This is a genomic window from Mycobacterium sp. P2_H7 (assembly GCF_056403275.1).
The window spans coordinates 1-18,898 of sequence record NZ_JBFUFU010000033.1 but is presented as its reverse complement, the minus strand read 5'-3'; the positions used below and the strand labels follow the sequence as shown (position 1 = coordinate 18,898).

Sequence of the window (18,898 nt, the reverse complement as noted above, 5' to 3'; positions counted from 1 at the left end):
CTTGAAAGCGTTCTGCAGCTCGTCGCAGCGTCCATCCGTCCTCGACTACGCAACGAGCAAGGCGCAGACGGCCGGTTTCTGACAATGGGGCGTTACGGTGGGACACGAAGACCTCCGAGGGTGGGGAGCGTTCCTAGACAGCTCGCACTTCACTCGGAGGTCTTCTTCATGTCACCACGCCACGCCGTACCTAACGTCCGTGGTCAGTACACCTAGCCGTCGCAGAACATGTGGGCGGCCAGCGGCACCGGCGCTCAGCCACATTGATGTGATCGCCAATTATGTGTCCTCGCAGAAGGCTTCGGATCGGCTCGACGAAAATTTCCTCGGCCGCGCCCGTCAGCCGCCGGCCTGCGGTAGCTCATCGGCCGCGATCTCGCACGGCGTGCGGGGCGGCGCAGCGACAGGCTCAGGTGGCACCGCTTCAGCTGTCGGCGCGGCAGCAACCGGGTCGGGCACCGGCGTGGGCATGGGGACGGGCGGGTCAGCCTCAGGCTCAACAACTTCCGCCACCTCGTCGACGTGTGCGGGCGGCTCGTCATCTTCTGGCTCCGGCTTGTCCTCGTCATCGGCGCCATCGGGGTCGTCCTCGTCGTCGGGATCGTCGTCGCTGTCCTCGTCCCTCTCGGCCTCGCCGGGATCCTCTCCCAGGTCGAGCGGAGAGTCGCCCGATGTGCCAGGTCCCGAGTCCAGCAGACCGCCGATCAGGTCGGCGAGTTGCGTCCCCGCACCCGTCAAACCCGTTCCCAGCGAAGGCATCCCGGAACCCAACCCGCCACCCGGCAGCGCGCCCGAGAACGGATCCGCAGGCGGTGCCGCGGCGGGGGCGGACATGAACGGATCCGGCGCAGCCGCACCGCCGCCGATGGCGGGCGCCCCGAAGGCCGGCGGTTCGGCCGAGATACCGGCTGCGGCGGTGTCGTACGCGTCCCGTACCGACCGCTTCGTCGAGTCCATGACGTCCGCCCAGTCCGAGCCGATCGCGACCGTCACGAACGGATTGACCTTGCCGTCGACGATCTCGCTGGCGGTGTCCTGCGCACCCACGCCGCCCGCCACAGCCCGCGCCGCCGGCCACCACTGTTCGCGTTCGGCCCGATCCTCGATGTCCTGCACCGCGGCGACCTTGCCACTCACCAATTGCCATAAGGTGTCCCGCAATTCGGCGAGGGTGTCGGCCACGCGGTGCAGCGCAGCTTCCGTCGACCCTGATGCTCGCGCGTGCTGCGCGACGGCGTCCGCCGCGACGTCCGCCCCCGGCCCCTGCCACGCTCCGACGAGCAGCGCCCTGGCTTCCTCCTGCAGCCGCGCGGCCTCCTGCACGGTGCCCAGCGCAGCTTCGACGGCCGCACAGTCGGCGTCCAGAGCCCCGAGGTCCATGCCGTCCTCGGCGGCGTAGGCGTCGTGCAACTGCGCCGGATCCGTTCCGGTGCGGCCCAGTGCGCGGCAGGCCGCCACGTAGTCGGACAGCACGTCGACGGCGGGCACGCCCCTGGCGAGCGCACCGTCGACGTCGTAGCCGGTCATCCGAGGCGGCGGGCCGCGCGCCCGTCGGCGTCGGCGTAGTTCTGCGCGGACGACCGCAGCAACGTGGCGATCTCACGCGCGGTGCGCGACCAGTCGGCCAACCTCGAGCACGTTCGCTCGACCGCTTGGCGGACGGCATCGCCGGAGTCGGCGTAGGAGCGGCCGGCCCGTGTCCCGTCGAAGTTCAGCCGGGCCAGGTGCGAGCGCAGCGCGGTGTCGAGCAGGTCGGCGGCGGTGTCATAGCGGTGCGCGGCGGCCAACACCACACCGGTGTCGATGTGCGTGGCAGTGAGGTGTCCCATGCATGGAAAGGACGCGGCGGGCACCCGTTCGGTTCCCTCCGGCGCTGAAGACTATTGGTGTCCGCTCACCGATTCGGCGACCCGGACCGCCAGTTGACGGGCGGTGTCCTCGTCGGCGGCTTCCACCATGACCCGGACCACCTGTTCGGTTCCCGAGGGGCGCAACAGGATTCGTCCCGTGTTACCGAGTTCCGCCTCGGCCTCTGCCACCGCGGACTGGACAGCGGGCGCCTGCGCCACGGTGGTCTTGTCGGCCACCTCGACGTTGATCAGCACCTGCGGAAGCACCTGCATCGGGGCGGTGAGTTCGGCGAGCGAGGTTCGCGTCTGGGCCATCCGCGACATCAGCCGCAGCCCGGTGACGATCCCGTCGCCGGTGGTACCGAACGCCGGGAGCACGATGTGGCCGGACTGCTCACCGCCCAGGGAGAACTCGCCATCGCGCAGTTCTTCGAGCACGTAGCGGTCACCGACCGCGGTGGTGCGCACCTCGATGCCGGCCGCACGCATCGCCAGGTGCAGGCCCAGATTGCTCATGACCGTCGTCACCAGCGTGTTCGAGGCCAATTCGCCGGCGTCGCGCATGGCCAGCGCCATCAGCACCATGATCGCGTCACCGTCGATGATCTGACCGTTGGCGTCGACGGCCAGGCAGCGATCGGCGTCCCCGTCATGGGCCAGCCCCAGATCGGCACCATGGGTGAGCACCGCCTGCTGCAACGTCTGCATATGGGTCGACCCGCACTGGTCGTTGATGTTGAGGCCGTTGGGCTCGGCATGTAGGGCGATCACGGTGGCGCCCGCGGCGCGGTACGCGCGGGGCGCGGCATCGAACGCCGCGCCGTTGGCGCAGTCGACAACCACGGTCAGCCCGTCCAGCGGGGTGGTGACGGCCTTGTGCACATGGCGCAGGTAGCGCTCCAGCGCGTCGCCGGCATCGATCACCCGGCCGATCCCGGCACCCAGCGGACGGCTGCCCGGACCGGCGTTGACCAGTTCTTCGATGCGGTCCTCGGTGGCGTCGTCGAGCTTGTGCCCGCCCGGTCCGAAGATCTTGATGCCGTTGTCGGGCATCGCATTGTGTGAGGCCGAGATCATCACACCGAAGTCGGCGTCGTAGGCGTTGGTCAGATAGGCCACCGCAGGGGTGGGCAGGACGCCGACCCGCAGCGCATCGACGCCCTCAGCGGTGAGTCCCGCGATGACGGCGGCTTCCAGCATCTCGCCGCTGGCCCGCGGATCCCGTCCGACGACCGCGACCCTGCGCCGGGTGCCGGTGACATTGCCGAGCCGGGCCGTCGCCGACCCCAGCGCCATCGCCAGTTCCGCCGTCAGCTCACGATTGGCGACACCACGCACACCGTCGGTCCCGAAAAGTCGGCGCATCTTCGTCTGGTCCTCCTCCGGTGCGGCCCCGCACACTCTCCATGAAATGCCGAAGGCGGGCGTGTCCATAGTGCGACACGCCCGCCCACGAGCAGAAACGATCAGCGCTTGCTGTACTGCGGCGCCTTACGGGCCTTCTTGAGGCCGTACTTCTTGCGCTCGATGGCACGCGGGTCCCGGGTGAGGAAGCCGGCCTTCTTCAGGGCCGGACGGTCCTCGGGCTGCACGATGATGAGCGCCCGGGCGATGGCCAGACGCAGCGCGCCGGCCTGACCGGACGGGCCACCACCATCGAGGTGGGCGTAGACGTCGAAGCTGTCCACCCGATCCACGATGACCAGCGGAGCCTTGATCAGCTGCTGGTGCACCTTGTTCGGGAAGTAGGCCTCGAGGCTGCGGCCGTCCAGGTGGAACTTGCCGGTGCCGGGCACCAGGCGAACGCGGACGACGGCTTCCTTGCGTCGGCCGACGGTCTGGATGGGGCGTTCCATGTAGACCGGCTCGCGCGGAGCGGCCTCATCGGCGGCCACCTCGTCGGAAGCCACCTCCTCGGCGGCTTCGTAAGCCTCGGTGGTCTCTGCGGTCTCGGGGGACTCCTCGATGACCTCTTCGGCCACCTCGGTCACTTCGGTCACTTCGGACTCGGTCACTGGGCCACCTGCTTGATCTCGAACGGAATCGGCTGCTGCGCGGCATGCGGATGATCCGGGCCGGCGTACACCTTCAGCTTCTTCTGAATCTGGCGGCTCAGCTTGTTGTGCGGGAGCATGCCGACGATCGCATTCTCGACGACGCGGGTCGGGTGCTTCTCCAACAGTTCACCGATGGTGCGCTTACGCAGGCCGCCGGGGTAACCCGAGTGGCGGTAAGCGAACTTGTTGGTGAGCTTGTCGCCGCTGACGGCGATCTTCTCGGCGTTGATGATGATGACGAAGTCGCCACCATCGACATTGGGCGTGAATGTCGGCTTGTGCTTGCCACGGAGCAGCTTGGCTGCTTCCACGGCGAGCCGGCCGAGCACCACGTCTTGGGCGTCGATGACATACCACTGATGGGTAGTGTCACCCGCCTTCGGCGTGTAAGTAGGCACAGTGCTTACCTTCTCTTCTCGGGTTGATGTTGCCGGTCTGGTGCGCGCCCGTCGGAATCCCAGCGACCGACGTTGACCTGGGAACCACCTCCCCTTGCGGGGGCGGCGCACACCAACGGAGCAGCTTACCGGGAGCTGTCACCGCAGGTCAAAACGCCCGAGCCGGATCCGCGGCTCAGGGCGCCAGGATCGGCCGCAACGCATGCAGTACGGCGGGATCCTCGATGGTCGAGGGCAGCGGCTCGTCCTTGCCGTGGGCGATGCCGCGCATCGCCTTGCGCAGGATCTTGCCCGACCGTGTCTTGGGCAGTGCCGGGACGACATCGACGAGTTTGAAGCTGGCGACCGCACCGATCTCGTTGCGCACCGACGCCACCAGTTCCTCGACGAGGTTGTCGGCGGATGCGGCGGCTTTGAGCACCACCAGACCTCGCGGCACCTGGCCCTTGATCTCATCGGCCACCCCGATCACGGCGCATTCGGCGACGGAGGGATGCGCGGCCAGCACCGCCTCGATGGCGCCCGTCGAGAACCGGTGCCCGGCAACGTTGATCACGTCATCAATGCGGCCCATGACGAACAGGTAGCCGTCCTCATCGAGGTAGCCGCCGTCGCCGGTGAGGTAGTAGCCCGGGTGTTCGCACAGGTAGGAGGCCTCATAGCGGGCATCGTCGCCCCACAGGGTGGGCAGGGTGCCGGGCGGCAGCGGGGTGCGAATACACACGGCACCCTCCTCCCCCGGCCCGCACGGCACCCCGTCGGCGGTGAGGATCTGCACGTCGTAGCCGGGCATCGGCACCGTCGGCGATCCCGCCTTGAACGGCAGGCGCTCCACCCCGACGGGGTTGGCGGCGATCGCCCAGCCCGTCTCGGTCTGCCACCAGTGGTCCACCACGGGAATGCCGAGCTTCTGCACCGCCCAGTGATAGGTGTCGGGGTCCAGCCGTTCGCCGGCCAGGAACAGGTGAGCCAGTGAGGACAGATCGTGGCGCGCCAGGTGCGTGCCGTCGGGATCCTCTTTACGGATCGCACGGATCGCCGTCGGCGCGGTGAACAGCACCTTCACCCGGTGCTCGGCGATCACCCGCCAGAACGCGCCGGGGTCCGGGGTACCGACCGGCTTGCCTTCGTAGAGCACGGTGGTGGCACCGACCAGCAGCGGCGCGTAGACGATGTAGGAATGCCCGACGACCCAGCCGACGTCGGAGGCCGCCCAGAACACCTCTCCGGGCCCCACGTCGTAGATGTGGCGCATGCTCCACGTCAGGGCCACCGCATGGCCGCCGTTGTCACGCACCACGCCCTTGGGTTTTCCGGTGGTGCCGGACGTGTAGAGCACATACAGCGGGTCGGTGGCCGCCACCGGGACGGCGTCGTGCGGCTTGGCGGTGAACATCGCCTCATGCCAGTCCACATCGCGGCCGGCCACCAGTTCGCACGGTGACTGCTCCCGCTGCACGATGACGCAGTGCGCGGGCGGATGCGCCGAAGCCTCGAGCGCGGCATCCAGCATCGGCTTGTAGTCGACGGTGCGGGACGGTTCGATTCCGCACGACGCGGACACGATCACGGTGGGGTGGGCGTCGTCGATGCGCGCGGCCAGCTCGTGGGCGGCGAACCCGCCGAACACCACCGAGTGCACCGCTCCGATGCGGGCGCAGGCCAGCATCGCGATGACCGCTTCGGGGATCATCGGCATGTAGATGACGACGCGGTCCCCTTTGGTGACGCCGAGGCCGTTCAGCACCCCGGCGAAGCGCGCCACCTCGTCGAGCAGCTCGCGGTAGCTGAAGGTGCGGGCGCTGCCCGAGACCGGGGAGTCATAGATCAGCGCCGCCTGCTCGGCGCGCCCGCCCGCGACATGGCGATCCAGTGCGTTGACGCAGGTGTTGAGTTCCCCGTCGGAGAACCACCGGTAGAACGGCGGGTTGGCGTCGTCGAGCACCGTCTGGGGCTTGCGCGTCCACGCCACCGCGTCGGCGGCCTGTGCCCAGAACGCCGCCGGATCCTTGATGCTGGCCTGGTAGAGCTCTCTGTAATCGCCCATGACGGGGCACACCTCCATTTGTTTCCGGGTCCTATGCGCGCCGACGGCCGGCCAGGCAGAGCGTGGTGGCGCCCGGGGCATCGGTGAGATTCGATTGGGCGAGCTCGATCATGCTGCGCCAGAAGATGTTCCGCTCCAACGACACCTGTCCCACCACCGCTTCGCGCCACTGGGCGACAAACGGAGCGAAGGACGTGTTCTCGTCGAGCAGTTCCACGGTGACCGCCACCAGGGAACGGCCCGCGGGTTCGTCGTGCGCCATGGCCCGCCACAGCCGCGTGGCGGTGCGCAGCCGACGACGATGTTCGACCAGCGCGGACAGCAACCACCGGATGGCGCGCCGTTCCTCGTCGCCGATCCATGCGGCGTCACCGCAACTCTTGAGGAACGCCTGCTGGGCTTTGGTGGTGTCGTTGAGTTCGTCGAGCACGCGGATGGCCTCGGCCTTGATCAGGCCGCCTTCGCCGGTGGTCACGGACCGACCAGACGCAGAGGGATACCGACGACGATGCGGGCCGCGTTGTGGCCGAGGGTGCGGGCCGACCCGGATCCGCCGAACAGGCCGTCGATCGGTCCGCCCAATTTCTCGTGCTGCACGCTCACAGCGCCCGCAGCGTCGATACCGATCCCGACCCCCAGCGACGAGCCGACGGCGGCCACCCGGGCCAGGGAGTGCGCATCACCGTCGTCGACCCGCCGTTCGAGGATGGCCGGTACGCCTTCCTCCTCGACGCCTGCGAGTACCTCTTGCTCGACATGTACTGTGCCACAACTGATCACGAGAATCGCCGGGGGAACCGGCTGTCCACCTTCACGCATGGGCGCCGACACCTGACGCAGCGTAGGACGCCACCAGACCGGAGGCCACCGCATTCCGCGGGCCCTCGGTGCCGCGGACATTGCCGGTCCCACAGACGATCCCGTGAGGCGCGACGGCATCGGCGATCAACTGCGGGATCTCGAAATCGAGGGCACATCCGCCGAGCAACACCACGAAACCGATCTGGCGCAGGTCACCGTCCGGCGCGATACCGCGCAGCGCCCGTAGGGCGTTCACCACGAACACCCGCTCCTTGGCGGTGCGGCGCACGCTGCGGATGCGCTCCAGGGAATGTCTTGTCGGGATCGGGCTCATCCCGGTGTCACCGAGGGTCACCACCCGCGCGAAGGCGGTTGCCGGTAGCGCTGTCTCGAAGAATTGGACGGTGCCGTTCTCCAACCGGACATGGAAGAAACTTTCGGCCTTGCCCAGCGGGCACCGTTTGATCTCCTCGGCCAGTTCCAGGTTCTCCAGGCCCAGTTCGGCGTCGATCAGCTTGGTCACCAGGTCCCCGGCCCCGGCCAGGTGGGTCGCCTCGGTATGACCGTCGGCCTGGATCACCGCGGCATCCGAGGAGCCGCCGCCGAGGTCGAGCACCACCAGAGGCTTGTCGGTGCCGGGGGTGGTCAGCGCCCCCAGCACCGCCATCTCGGCTTCCACGCCGCCCACCACGACGTCCACCGCCGTCGCACCCATGGCCCGAAGGCGGACCGCCACCTCGTCGGCGACGGCCTGCATCCCACTTTCCTTGGTGCGCACCATCGCCGCCAGCGCGACCGCGTTCTCCAGGGCGACCTCCCCCGCCACGCCGCCGCGCACCTCCTTGGGCACCAGCGTGTCGATGGCCAGCAGGTCGCCGATGTGGACGTCGGCCAGCGCATGGTTGGACAGGTCGGCCATGCTCTGCCGGACGTTGGCGATCATGCCGCCGGAGTTGGTGCCGGCCTCACCGGTGACGTCGACGAGGGGGCTGACCCGCTCGACCTCCGCCATCAATTCCGCTGCGCCCCGGGATACGTCGATGGTCGTGCTCTTCTTCGCGCCGATCAGGCTCAGCGCGCCGGCCGGGATGGTCCGGTCCGCGACATCGCCCGACGGGGTGCGCACCACCACCGCCGAACGGTTACCGGTCAGTGCCCGCGCAACCGGCGACACCACCTTGGTCTGTTCCGCGTCGAGGCCGAAAATGGTTGCCAGACCATAGGCATTCGACAGCGTCCGGATGGACTGGCCGGGGGCGGCCACCTCGACCGCGGCGATCATGCCGCGCGGAACCGCCTCGATGCGCGACACCTCGTCGATGATCGGAATCTTGGTATCCACCCGGTTGGCCACCAGCACCGCATCGTCGTTGCGCAGGATGGCCCCGGTGATCTCGACCCCGCGGTGCGCCGCCGCATTGATGGTGGCGGCGGCCACGTCGAAGTCGACCTCGGCCGGCACCACGACAATCACCGGTGCGCCGGGGGCGCTTTCGGCCAGGTCGGCGAAATCGATGATGGTGCCGACGCCCAGTCCGCGCCCACCGGGTGTCCGGGGATCGTGGCCGATCATCGTCGACTCGGTGATGATCGTCTCGGTGATGGTCTCCATCGCCAGCCCGCTGATCACCGGTGTCGCCTCGTTGAGCAGCACCACCTCGAGGTCGGCGATGGCTACGCCGGCGTGCTGCAGCGACCAGACCACCGCCTTGGCAACACCTTCGACGTTCTTGACAGTGCCCTTGATACCCGTGGTCCGGGTCAGCGCCACGCCGATGAACGTGGGCGTCCCGTCGGCGTCGATCGTGGCCAGACTGGCCTCGGTGGTGGAATTCCCGATGTCCACCCCGACGACCGTGCGTCCGGCGCTGTTGCTCCCCAAGCCCGAAACCCGTATCAACCCACCGCAGCGGCCGAGAACTCGGGCATGACCTCGACAGCCTTGGCGTCCTTGCGGACCAGTTCGGTTTCCTTCAGGTGCAGCAGCGCCGCCTTGGCCTGCCAGCGCGGCCGGGCCATCTGGTCGTTGAGCGTCGGCACCGGTTGCGGGGACTCACCTTTGGCGTACTGCGCGGCATTGGAGCCGATCTGCCGGTAGGTCTCCAAGGTCAGCAGGGGGCACTGCGGGAACAGCTCGAGGCTGGACAACCGCGGCAGGTCGCGTTGGTGGATCATCGACGTCCCGCGGGACAGGATCCCGATGCCGATACCCGATCCCGACAACCGGGCCGCGGTGTGCGACATGGCGGCCAGGTCGGAAGTGTTGCGAACACGGATCACACGCGCGCCCACCTCCTGCTCCTCGATACCGGCCAACACCTGGCGGATCACCTCGGACAGCGGGATGTCGACGATGGTCTTGCTGAACAGGTCGCCGAATCCCGGGGAGATCGCGATGACGACCTCGTCGGGCCGCGTCCCCCGGCCGGCGGGGCCGACCTCGGTGAAGGTCAGGGACCGGGCGGGGTCTGGGGTGTTGGTCGACACAGTCATTCCACCTCTACTTCCGGGTTCGATGCGCTCGTGACGTGGCGCAGTCGCTTCATCTCTTCCCACCGTTCGCCCGACGGCCGGTACCCCGTGCCGGGACCCGCGTAGTCGTTGGCGTCGTTGATCGCCGACAGCGGAGCGCCCTTGGTGAGGATCGCCGAGGTCTGCAGCAGATCACCCGACACCCGCTGGCGCAGGCTGGCCAACACGTTCTCGGCGATATCGGAGAAGCCGGTCGCCTCCAGTGCCTTCACCAGGTCCAGCCCCGTGATGTTGCGATCCATCACCTGCTGCGCACCCTTGAGGTCCTCCAGCACGTCCCGCGGGATCAGATCCTGACTTCCGTTCGCGTACACCGCCGTGTCGATCTCGTTGTCGGTGATCGGTGGCAGGTCGAGATATTTGAACACCGCCTGCAGCGCCTTGGCCGCCTTGGTGCGCGCCGCGAGGATCTCGGATTCCTTCACGTGCCGCAGACCGCCGTCGATCTGCAGGTCACGCTGAATGGTGTTGAAGTCGTCGAAATCGTCGCTGTCGACGTTCGAGCCGGCGAACATGTTGTCGTAGTTGGGCACCGCCGAGTAGCCCGAACACACGAAGTCGGTTCCGGGCATCATCTGCGGCATCAGGCGGGCGGTGCGCCGCATCGGGGAGTGTGAGAACGACTGGTCGTTACCCGAGGCGCATTCCAGGTCCACCGACGAGGCGATCAGGTTCTCGGCGGCGACGGCGCGAATACCGCCGGGTACCGCACCCGGCACGCCGATACAGGAGATCGAGCCGTTCTGCAGGCCCTGCACCCCCGCACCCTTGGTCACCAGGATGCAGCGGATCTCCAAGTACAGCATGGACTTTCCCTGCGCGTTGCCCATCTGCACCTCGGATCCGGTTCCGGAGGTGAACCGCATCTTGATGCCGCGGGAGGCGTAGGCGGCGGCGAGGAACGCTTTCGACCACGGGGTGTCGTCACCGTCGACGAAGACCGGTTCGGTGCCGTACACCGAGATGGTCTCGGCGTACCCGGTGATGCCGCGCATACCGAGCTCCAGTTCGGTGGCCTCCTCCAGCGCGCACTGGGTCTGCGGTCCGGCCGCGCCTGCCTGGCTGCCGATCTGCTGGGCCATGGCGACCAACGGCGCGTACCGGACGACGCCCAAAGTCGTTTCCACTTCGGCGAATCCGCGCAGGGTCGCTTCGGCCGCCTCGCAGGCGACCTGCAACGGGTTGTCCCTGGCACTGGTGCAGTGTGCCTGGTTGGCCGGGGTGCGACGGGCGCGCATCTTCTGCATGCCCATCATGATCTCGACGATGTTGAGGTTCTTGGCCACCGCGAGAAGCTTGGCCGGGGTGAGCCCCTTGGTGACGGCGATGACCTCATCGCGGGTGATGCCCGGATCGACGAGCATGCCGGCGATCTCGGCTGCAGGGATGGCCATCGACTGTTCGGTGGTCCCGACGTCGATCGCCTTGTCCGCGATGAACTGGTCGATGAAGTCGAAGTCGGCACGTTCGGTGCCGTCCATCTCGACGATCAGACCGTTCTCCACCCGCACACTGGGCTGCGGGTCGAAGGGGCTGTCCATCGCCACCATGCCGACCTCGGGCCACTCCTCGACGAAACCGTCCAGGTTGACCGGGCGCGCTTCCAGCGCCTGGGTGCGCAGCGACTGCCGCACATTGGTTTTCGTTGCCGTGTGATCCGGTACTACTGCGGTCATCGGTGAATCTCCTATTCGCTCTTGGCCAGCAGGTCGCGGCGCTCGTACACGTCGGCCGCCTCGCGCACCAGCTCGGCAAGGTGGGTCGCGTCGTACTGCGTGGTCAGCTCTTCGGCGATCGACTCGAGCTCTGACTTGGTGGAGGCGTTCGGCCGCAGCGCGTTGTAGATGGCCAGCACCCGGGCATCCGAGATGGCGGTCATCTCGGCCGCGCGCCGCAGATTCGCGCCCAGCTGCGGCCGCCCGACCCGCTCCGAGATCTGCGCCTGCAGACGCAGGGTGTCCGGGGTGATGCGCAGGTCAGTGGCCTCGATGGTGCCGGCGACGACAGCGTCGATCGTGATGTCTTCGATGGATCTGCCGTTGGGGGTGAACAGCAGATCGCGTCGATGGACACTGAGCGGATAGTCGGTCGCGGGGTCCAGGGTCGGTTCCGTCATGCACTGCTCCCAGGTGAGGGATGACCACGAACGGGTCACCTCGGTCCAGATTTGCTAGGTCCTCTTTTGTGACACGGACTGGCCGCGACCTGCCCATTGTGGCTCATGTCACGTTGCACCGAGGTTGCAGCGACTCTGCCACCCATTCGTACAGGTCACGGCCCATCCGGCGGCCCGCCCCCACCGTTCGGTGAGGCCACCCACTCCCCCAGCGATCGGTTCTCGCGCCTCCCGGGGGCATTGCCCCGCACGTCGCGTTACCGTGCAACGACCATGAACTCCCACGTACCGGACGACACGACCAGGTATCTGGCCGAACTGGCCGGACTGGGCGAGTATTTCGCGCTGCGCGTCGCGGATGGGGACGAATGGCTTTGCCTTGCAGATCTTTTCAATGATCAGGCGGTGACCCGCCAGGTAGCGCGCATGCGTACGGCGATGGCGGAGTCGGCGGGGTGTGCGGTGGAACGGGTCCCGGTACGTGTGGCGGCGTCGTCGTTCCAACTGGGTGTGGCCGCGCGACTGTTGTCGCCCGTCATCGGGTCCGTGCTGTGTTTCCGCGCGGTGCCTGTGCTCGATCACCGTTCGGTGCGGTGGCGACCGTCGGCGGGCCCCGCCCCACAGTTCGCCGTCACCGGCCCGGTCTGGGTCGGGGTCACGACGGACCGCGCGGCCGCCGACGTCATCGCGACATCGGTGCTGGCCGCGCTGACCGGCCTCGGGGCTCGACTGGACGCGTTGATGTCGCTGTCCTCGCAGGTCACGCTGGGCAATCTCGCCTCCGCGGCCAACGGTGCGGTGACGGTGCTGGCGATGTCGCGGCCCGAGCTGCGGGCGCCGGGCCGGGCCCTGGTCCGGGCCTTGCTGGACACGGCGCCGCTGTCGGGAACCGGCGCCTTCACCGCCGACCAGTTCCGCCGCCGCAGCTGCTGCCTGTACTACCAGGCGCCGAGCTCAGGGTTGTGCGGCGACTGCGTGCTCGCGGTGGCCGCCACGTCACAACCGGGCGCTGCGCACTGACTTCGTCTCTTTGCAACCCCGGTGCAACGCTGCCGGGATTAGCATTCGCCGCTCAGCGGCAGGACGGAGTTCGACCATGGGCTGGACACAGGTGCGCTACGCATCACCCCAGCAAGGCGCGAGCGGTGCGGATATCGATCGACCATCCGAAATTGATTGTCCACCAGCTCCTTTCGAGACCGTGGCGGCACGCACGGTCTTCGTGATGAACGACGAGTTGCTCCGGCACGGCCTGATGCACGTGATAGCCCAGGGCGGCGGACTGGACCTGGTGGCCGACCTCAGGCATGAGGCCGGAGTCGCCGAGCGACTGCGGGTGCTACGCCCCGACCTGTTGGTCGTGGGTGCCGAAGCGGCCGCGGGCCTGCCCGCCCTGCTGGCCGAACTCGACCCGGTGCCCAAAGTGGTGGCGGTCATCGACGGCGATGATCCCCGCGAGCCGGCCCTGCCGATGATCCGGGCCGGCGTCGACGGAGTGGTGGATCGGCGTTCACCGGCCGCCGACCTGCTCAGTACCATCCTGCGAGTGATCAACGGCCACGGCGCGCTCGACCCACGCAGCGCGGGGACACTGATCGGTGAGCTGCGCGCCCAGGCTGAGCCGGGCTATTCACGCATGCTCACCCGGCGTGAGGGCGAGGTGCTCGGGCTGCTGACCAACGGGCTCGACAACCGCGCGATCGCCACCACCCTGTTCATCTCGGAGGCGACCGTGAAATTCCATCTGCACAACATCATGGATAAGTTCGGGGTACACAGCCGTGCCGCCCTGGTGGCCACGGTCCTGCGGGGACGCCACCTTGTCTGAACGCGTGACTCCCGGCGATATCACCGTCGGCCTCCCCGTGCGTGACCGCGCGGTCACTGTCGTCGGATCCGACGGCCGCGCGTTGAGCGTCGTCGGGGCACTCGTCGGGGCGGGCGCGGTGGTGACCGTGGTGTCGGCGCGACCGGCGGCCTATCTTTCCGATCTCGCGGACCGCGCCCTGATCACGTTGCGGTCCCGCGACTTCCAGCCCACCGATCTCGCCGCGGCCGAACTGCTCTTCGCCCATACCGGCAATCCCGAAACCGATCACTCGATCGCCGGGCTGGCCCGCGCCCGAGGCCTGTTCTGCATCGCACCGGACCGACGGGATCGTGACATCGATTCCCCGACAACGGTTTCGCAGGGCAGTGTCGTCATCGTCGGCGGCGGCCCCGGTGATCCCGGGCTGCTCACCGTCGCCGGCCGGGCCGCGCTCGCGCGCGCCGACGTGATCATCGCCGACCGGCTCGCACCGGTCGGTGCACTGAACGACATTGCGCCGCAAGCGCAGATCATCGATGCGTCGAAGGTCCCCGGCGGCCGCCGCACCGAGCAGAGCGACATCAACGCCATGCTGATCACCCATGCCCGGGCCGGGCGCACCGTGGTCCGTCTCAAGGGGGGCGACGGATTCGTCTTCGGCCGCGGCGGCGAAGAGGCCGACGAATGCGTGCGGGCCGGCATCACCGTGGAGGTGATACCGGGGGTCAGTTCCGCGATCGCCGCACCTGCCGCGGCACTGATCCCCGTCACCCATCGTGGCCTGACCCAGGGTTTCACCGTGGTCTCCGGGCATGTGCCGCCCGACCATCCGGAGTGCACGGTGAACTACGCCGCGCTGGCCCGGGCGAACACGACCATCGTGCTGATGATGGCGGTGGCCAATCTCGACGCGATCACCCGGGCGCTGATGGAGGCCGGGATGTCCCCGGATACCCCGGCGGCGGTGATCGCCGACGGCACCCTCGCCGGCCAGCGCGAGATCCGGGCCGGCCTCGCGACGATTGCCGAGGCCGCCCAGGCCGCGGGGGTGCGACCGCCGGCGACGACCGTCATCGGCGCGGTGGCGGGTTTCGTCGCGGGCGCGGCGGCGCGACCGATCGCCGCGCAGCTCAGCAACTGACGGCCGTGCACGCCCGCGAATCTCGACGTTTCGGTGGCCAGGAGGGCTGTGAACCCGCCAAAACGTCGGAAACCGCGCTGTGGGTGTTGCGTCACGGCGAGTCGACGTGGAACGCCGAGGGCCGGATGCAACGCCAGATCGCGCATCCACCCCTGACCGAACGCGGTGCGCTCCAGGCGTATGCGGCAGGTGACGCGTTGCGGGACAACGGTATCGACCGCATCATCTCCTCCGACGCGGTGCGGGCGGCGCAGACCGCGCGGGCCGTGGCGCAGGTTCTGGAGGTGCCGGTATCCGTCGACGTGCGATGGCGGGAACGCGGTTGGGCTGAGCCGGGGCATCTGGAGGATCCCGCGCCACGGGTCCTGGCGGCGCTGAGTGCGATCGCGATATCCGGTGATCGGGTCGCGGTCGTGACTCACGGCGATATCGTCTACCTTCTCCGTGACATGCTGTGCGCCACCCAAGACTGGGAAACCGGGTCGGACGTGCCGCACTGCGTCGCCTTCGCGGCGCGCCCACAGGCGCTGTCAGGCCGGCAGTAGCAACGCCAGGCCGGCCGCCAGCGCTGCGCCGACGAACGGTGCCACCACCGGCACCCAGGCGTAACCCCAGTCCGCAGTGGCCTTGCCGCGGATCGGCATGAGCGCGTACGCCAGTCGGGGGCCGAGGTCGCGGGCCGGGTTGATGGCGTAACCGGTGGGGCCGCCGAGCCCGAAGCCGATGGTGATGATGACGAACGAAACCGCCGCGTAGCCGAGGTTCGTGTTGATCTCGGGGTTGGTCAGAATCCAGAACACCAGCACGAACGTCGCGATGACCTCGGTGACGATGTTCCACGGGATGGCCCGCACCGCAGGAGAGGTGCAGAAGATGCCACGGGTACCGGAATTATCGTCCATGTTGTCGAACTGGAGCTTGAACGCCGCCCAGCACAACCAGGCTCCGATGAACCCGCCGAGCAGCTGCGCCGCCCAGTACACCGGCACCGACGACCACGGCACCCCACCCGAGATGGCCACCGCCAGGGTGACCGCCGGGTTGATGTGCGCGCCCGAGGGGGCCGCGATGCTCGCACCCGCGAAGACGGCGAAGCCCCAACCGATCACGATGACCAACCAGTCGCCGCCACCGCCATGGGAGAACGAGTTCTTCAGCACCACCGCGGCCACCGAGCCGTTCCCGAGCAGACACAGCACCGCGGTGCCCAGGAACTCCCAGACGAAGATGTCGATATTCGACACTGACTCACCCTCTCTTGGCCGTCAAAGGTTCTGTCGCACAGTCTTTGTGTTGACGACGGCTACGAGGATGATTTCCGTGGCTTACTACCCACTTACCCACCACCGGTTGGGCACCGACTGACCCATGGGTCAGTCTTTGGTCAGGTTCTGGCAACCAGGGGTGGGAAGGCGCCCAAACACCTGTCGGTACCGGCTCCGGCCATTATGATCGATGACGGGTGAGTACACCCCCGTGAACGTGAAAATTATTGTGGGAAAACCGATTCGAAAGGCAAGTCCATGAGTGCCATCAGCCTGCCCAGTGCCACCAAAGTGGTCGACGCCGCGATCGAGAAGGCCCGCGAGATCGGGCAGCCGATGAACATCGCGGTCGTCGACGACGGCGGTCATCTCGTGGCATTCGTCCGGATGGACGGGGCGATCAAGGCCAGTATCGACATCTCGATCCGGAAGGCGCGCACGTCGATTCTGATGAACGCGCCCACGGGGGCGCTCACCGCGATCGTCCAGCCGGGCGCGGAACTCTATGGCCTGGAACAGACCAGCGGCGGCTTGGTCATCTTCGGCGGCGGGATTCCGCTGACCGTCGACGGCGTGGTCGTCGGCGCGGTCGGTGTCAGCGCCGGAAGCGTCGAGCAGGATGTCAGCGTGGCCGAGGCCGGGGTCGCCGCACTGTAGAGCCGATCGGCCCCSGCGCGGGTGCGCCGGGGCCGTCACCGGGTCAGGACACGTCCACCCAGTCCAACGTCCGCTGAACGGCCTTCTGCCAGCCGGCGTAGCCCTCCGAACGCTGATCCTCCGACCAGGACGGCGACCAGCGCTTGTCCTCCTGCCAGTTGGCCCGCAGATCGTTCGGGTCGCTCCAGAACCCGACCGCAAGGCCGGCAGCATAGGCTGCGCCCAGCGCCGTGGTCTCTGCCACAACAGGTTTCACCACGTCGACGCCGAGTACGTCAGCCTGGATCTGCATGCACAGTTCGTTGGCGGTGATTCCGCCGTCGACCTTGAGCACCTCCAGGTGCACACCCGAGTCGGCTTCCATTGCGTCGACGACGTCGCGGCTCTGGTAGCAGATCGCTTCCAGCGTCGCCCGGGCCACATGGGCGTTCGTGTTGAACCGTGACAGCCCGACGATGGCACCGCGTGCGTCGGAGCGCCAGTACGGCGCGAACAATCCGGAGAACGCCGGCACGAAATACACGCCGCCGTTGTCGTCGACCTGGCGGGCCAACGCCTCGCTCTGCGCCGCACCGCTGATGATGCCCAGCTGATCGCGCAGCCACTGCACCGCCGAACCTGTCACCGCGATCGAACCTTCAAGTGCGTAAACCGGTTTCGCGTCGCCGAACTGATAACAGACCGTCGTGAGCAACCCGTTCTCCGAGCGCACGATCTTCTCGCCGGTGTTCAGCAGCAGGAAATTGCCTGTGCCATAAGTGTTCTTGGCCTCCCCGGCCGACAGGCAGACTTGTCCGACCATCGCGGCCTGTTGGTCACCCAAAATGCCGGTCACCGGCACTTCGCCTCCCATGGGACCCGCCACCAACGTCGTCCCATACGGATCGGGGGACGACGACGGCCGGATCTGCGGCAGCATCTGGCGCGGGATGTTGAAGAACGACAACAACTCATCGTCCCAGTCCAGGGTTTCCAGGTTCATCAGCATGGTGCGGCTGGCGTTGGTGACGTCGGTGACGTGCACCCCGCCGCGCGGACCGCCGGTCAGGTTCCACACCACCCAGCTGTCACTGTTACCGAAAATGGCATCGCCCTTTTCGGCGGCTTCTCGTACGCCGTCGACATTTTCCAGGATCCACTGGATCTTGCCGCCCGAGAAGTAGGTGGCCGGCGGCAGGCCCGCTTTGCGGCGGATGACGTCGCCGCGGCCGTCGCGGTCAAGAGCCGAGGCGATCCGGTCGGTGCGGGTGTCCTGCCACACGATCGCGTTGTAGTACGGCCTACCGGTGTTCTTGTTCCACACCAGCGATGTCTCGCGCTGGTTGGTGATGCCCAGTGCCGCAATGTCACTGGTCTGGAGATTCGTGTTGTTGAGCACCGAGGTGAGTACCGAGGCGGTGCGTTCCCAGATCTCCACCGGGTTGTGTTCCACCCAGCCTGGCTGCGGCAGGATCTGTTCGTGTTCGAGTTGGTGCCGGCCCACCTCGGCGCCGGCATGATCGAAGATCATGGCGCGGGTGCTTGTGGTGCCTTGATCTATGGCTGCGACGAAATCGGGCAACGCTGCTCCTCAGCTTCGAAGGGGACTGAACTCGAACACATGTGGTGCCGCTACTGTCGTCCCTCGGCATTCGCGGCGCCGGCTGTCACAATGCACCCTCGCACAGCTTTCGGCAGCCGCGTAGCACTGTGCTCGGGGACGACACGTGCGCGCGACAGGAAGCGCAGACCCTCCGGCGCTTCCAGGCTGAATCCGGCACCGCGGCCGGTGACCACGTCGATCACCAGTTGACTGTGCTCCCACACCGCGTACTGCGGCCCCGAGACCCAGACCGGGACGCCGAAAGGCTGGCGGTCGGAGACCACGTCGAGCACGCCGAGCAGCACGTCGCTGTCTCCGATCGACAGTTCGCCCACCGGATGACACATCGGGGACGAGCCGTCGGAACCACCTCCGGATTGGTGAAACATCAACGCGCCGTGCCGTTTCTGCAACCGCAGCACCAGGTCGGCCGCGGGTCGGGTGATCAGCACCCTGGTGGATTGAGACATGGAACGAACTCCCGAGACGGGTCAGAAGAAGCCTGCGGCGTTTTCGCTGTAGGAGACGAGGAGGTTTTTGGTCTGCTGGTAGTGATCGAGCATCATATGGTGGTTTTCCCGACCGATACCGGACTGCTTGTACCCACCGAACGCCGCATGCGCGGGATACTGGTGATAACAA

21 protein-coding genes and 1 pseudogene are annotated in these 18,898 nt (G+C 67.6%); 5 read left to right on the top strand and 17 right to left on the bottom strand.

Features of this window, described 5'->3' with window-relative positions:
* The 13 genes and pseudogenes from AC1DY7_RS30950 to AC1DY7_RS30890 form a co-directional block, all read right to left on the bottom strand.
* Positions 1–106, bottom strand: a pseudogene (locus tag AC1DY7_RS30950) (IS481 family transposase); the annotation flags it as partial.
* Positions 107–339: 233 nt separating this feature from the next.
* Positions 340–1,527, bottom strand: coding sequence for a hypothetical protein (locus AC1DY7_RS30945; RefSeq protein ID WP_477497582.1), 1,188 nt, complete (start codon positions 1,525–1,527; stop codon positions 340–342).
* The gene (locus tag AC1DY7_RS30940; protein WP_477497581.1) at positions 1,524–1,829 is read right to left on the bottom strand and encodes a type VII secretion target; all 306 of its coding nucleotides are present in this window, start codon (positions 1,827–1,829) and stop codon (positions 1,524–1,526) included. The genes AC1DY7_RS30945 and AC1DY7_RS30940 overlap by 4 nt, the downstream gene beginning before the upstream one ends.
* A gap of 51 nt (positions 1,830–1,880) precedes the next feature.
* Positions 1,881–3,215 (bottom strand): phosphoglucosamine mutase, encoded by a 1,335-nt coding sequence (gene glmM / locus AC1DY7_RS30935; protein ID WP_477497585.1) that lies wholly within the window; start codon positions 3,213–3,215, stop codon positions 1,881–1,883.
* 101 nt (positions 3,216–3,316) lie between these two features.
* On the bottom strand, positions 3,317–3,760 hold the full coding sequence (gene rpsI / locus AC1DY7_RS30930) for a 30S ribosomal protein S9 (protein ID WP_477497584.1): 444 nt from the start codon (positions 3,758–3,760) through the stop codon (positions 3,317–3,319).
* A gap of 101 nt (positions 3,761–3,861) precedes the next feature.
* Positions 3,862–4,305, bottom strand: coding sequence for a 50S ribosomal protein L13 (gene rplM / locus AC1DY7_RS30925; protein ID WP_477497580.1), 444 nt, complete (start codon positions 4,303–4,305; stop codon positions 3,862–3,864).
* A 175-nt stretch (positions 4,306–4,480) separates the two neighbouring features.
* Positions 4,481–6,352 (bottom strand): propionyl-CoA synthetase, encoded by a 1,872-nt coding sequence (locus AC1DY7_RS30920; protein WP_477497579.1) that lies wholly within the window; start codon positions 6,350–6,352, stop codon positions 4,481–4,483.
* Between the two features lie 31 nt (positions 6,353–6,383).
* Complete coding sequence (locus tag AC1DY7_RS30915) at positions 6,384–6,827, bottom strand: hypothetical protein (protein WP_477497578.1); 444 nt, start codon at positions 6,825–6,827, stop codon at positions 6,384–6,386.
* Positions 6,824–7,183, bottom strand: a complete 360-nt coding sequence (locus AC1DY7_RS30910; RefSeq protein ID WP_477497577.1) for a glycerol dehydratase reactivase beta/small subunit family protein — start codon at positions 7,181–7,183, stop codon at positions 6,824–6,826. Before AC1DY7_RS30910 ends, AC1DY7_RS30915 begins: the two co-directional genes overlap by 4 nt.
* Positions 7,164–9,035: a diol dehydratase reactivase subunit alpha gene (locus tag AC1DY7_RS30905; RefSeq protein WP_477497576.1), complete on the bottom strand. Its 1,872-nt coding sequence runs from the start codon at positions 9,033–9,035 to the stop codon at positions 7,164–7,166. Before AC1DY7_RS30905 ends, AC1DY7_RS30910 begins: the two co-directional genes overlap by 20 nt.
* A gap of 14 nt (positions 9,036–9,049) precedes the next feature.
* Positions 9,050–9,646: a propanediol/glycerol family dehydratase medium subunit gene (locus AC1DY7_RS30900; protein WP_477497575.1), complete on the bottom strand. Its 597-nt coding sequence runs from the start codon at positions 9,644–9,646 to the stop codon at positions 9,050–9,052.
* Positions 9,643–11,361: a propanediol/glycerol family dehydratase large subunit gene (locus tag AC1DY7_RS30895; protein ID WP_477497574.1), complete on the bottom strand. Its 1,719-nt coding sequence runs from the start codon at positions 11,359–11,361 to the stop codon at positions 9,643–9,645. Before AC1DY7_RS30895 ends, AC1DY7_RS30900 begins: the two co-directional genes overlap by 4 nt.
* Positions 11,362–11,372: 11 nt before the next feature.
* Entirely contained in the window at positions 11,373–11,801 is a 429-nt protein-coding gene (locus AC1DY7_RS30890) for a diol dehydratase small subunit (protein ID WP_477497573.1), read from the bottom strand.
* A 273-nt stretch (positions 11,802–12,074) separates the two neighbouring features.
* Here AC1DY7_RS30890 and AC1DY7_RS30885 point away from each other — a divergent pair, with 273 nt between their 5' ends.
* The 4 genes from AC1DY7_RS30885 (at position 12,075) to AC1DY7_RS30870 (ending at position 15,297) form a co-directional block, all read left to right on the top strand.
* Complete coding sequence (locus AC1DY7_RS30885) at positions 12,075–12,821, top strand: (2Fe-2S)-binding protein (protein ID WP_477497572.1); 747 nt, start codon at positions 12,075–12,077, stop codon at positions 12,819–12,821.
* A 205-nt stretch (positions 12,822–13,026) separates the two neighbouring features.
* Positions 13,027–13,629, top strand: a complete 603-nt coding sequence (locus AC1DY7_RS30880; protein ID WP_477497571.1) for a LuxR C-terminal-related transcriptional regulator — start codon at positions 13,027–13,029, stop codon at positions 13,627–13,629.
* Positions 13,622–14,752, top strand: coding sequence for a uroporphyrinogen-III C-methyltransferase (gene cobA / locus AC1DY7_RS30875; protein WP_477497570.1), 1,131 nt, complete (start codon positions 13,622–13,624; stop codon positions 14,750–14,752). The genes AC1DY7_RS30880 and cobA overlap by 8 nt, the downstream gene beginning before the upstream one ends.
* Before the next feature lie 5 nt (positions 14,753–14,757).
* Positions 14,758–15,297 (top strand): phosphoglycerate mutase family protein, encoded by a 540-nt coding sequence (locus tag AC1DY7_RS30870; protein ID WP_477497569.1) that lies wholly within the window; start codon positions 14,758–14,760, stop codon positions 15,295–15,297.
* Here the strand turns inward: AC1DY7_RS30870 and AC1DY7_RS30865 are convergent.
* Positions 15,283–15,996, bottom strand: a complete 714-nt coding sequence (locus AC1DY7_RS30865) for an MIP/aquaporin family protein (protein WP_477497568.1) — start codon at positions 15,994–15,996, stop codon at positions 15,283–15,285. The two genes, AC1DY7_RS30870 and AC1DY7_RS30865, sit on opposite strands and share 15 nt — an antisense overlap.
* 279 nt (positions 15,997–16,275) lie before the next feature.
* On the opposite strand from AC1DY7_RS30865, the gene AC1DY7_RS30860 reads away from it, so the two are divergent.
* Positions 16,276–16,674, top strand: a complete 399-nt coding sequence (locus AC1DY7_RS30860; RefSeq protein ID WP_477497567.1) for a GlcG/HbpS family heme-binding protein — start codon at positions 16,276–16,278, stop codon at positions 16,672–16,674.
* Positions 16,675–16,717: 43 nt separating this feature from the next.
* Here AC1DY7_RS30860 and glpK read toward each other — a convergent pair whose 3' ends face one another.
* The 3 genes from glpK to AC1DY7_RS30845 all read right to left on the bottom strand — a co-directional run.
* A complete protein-coding gene (gene glpK / locus AC1DY7_RS30855; RefSeq protein WP_477497566.1) occupies positions 16,718–18,235 on the bottom strand; it encodes a glycerol kinase GlpK in 1,518 nt (505 codons plus the stop codon).
* Positions 18,236–18,285: 50 nt separating this feature from the next.
* The gene (locus AC1DY7_RS30850) at positions 18,286–18,726 is read right to left on the bottom strand and encodes a DUF779 domain-containing protein (RefSeq protein WP_477497565.1); all 441 of its coding nucleotides are present in this window, start codon (positions 18,724–18,726) and stop codon (positions 18,286–18,288) included.
* 21 nt (positions 18,727–18,747) lie between these two features.
* The coding region (locus AC1DY7_RS30845) for an aldehyde dehydrogenase family protein (RefSeq protein ID WP_477497583.1) at positions 18,748–18,898 on the bottom strand (151 nt) is incomplete at its 5' end.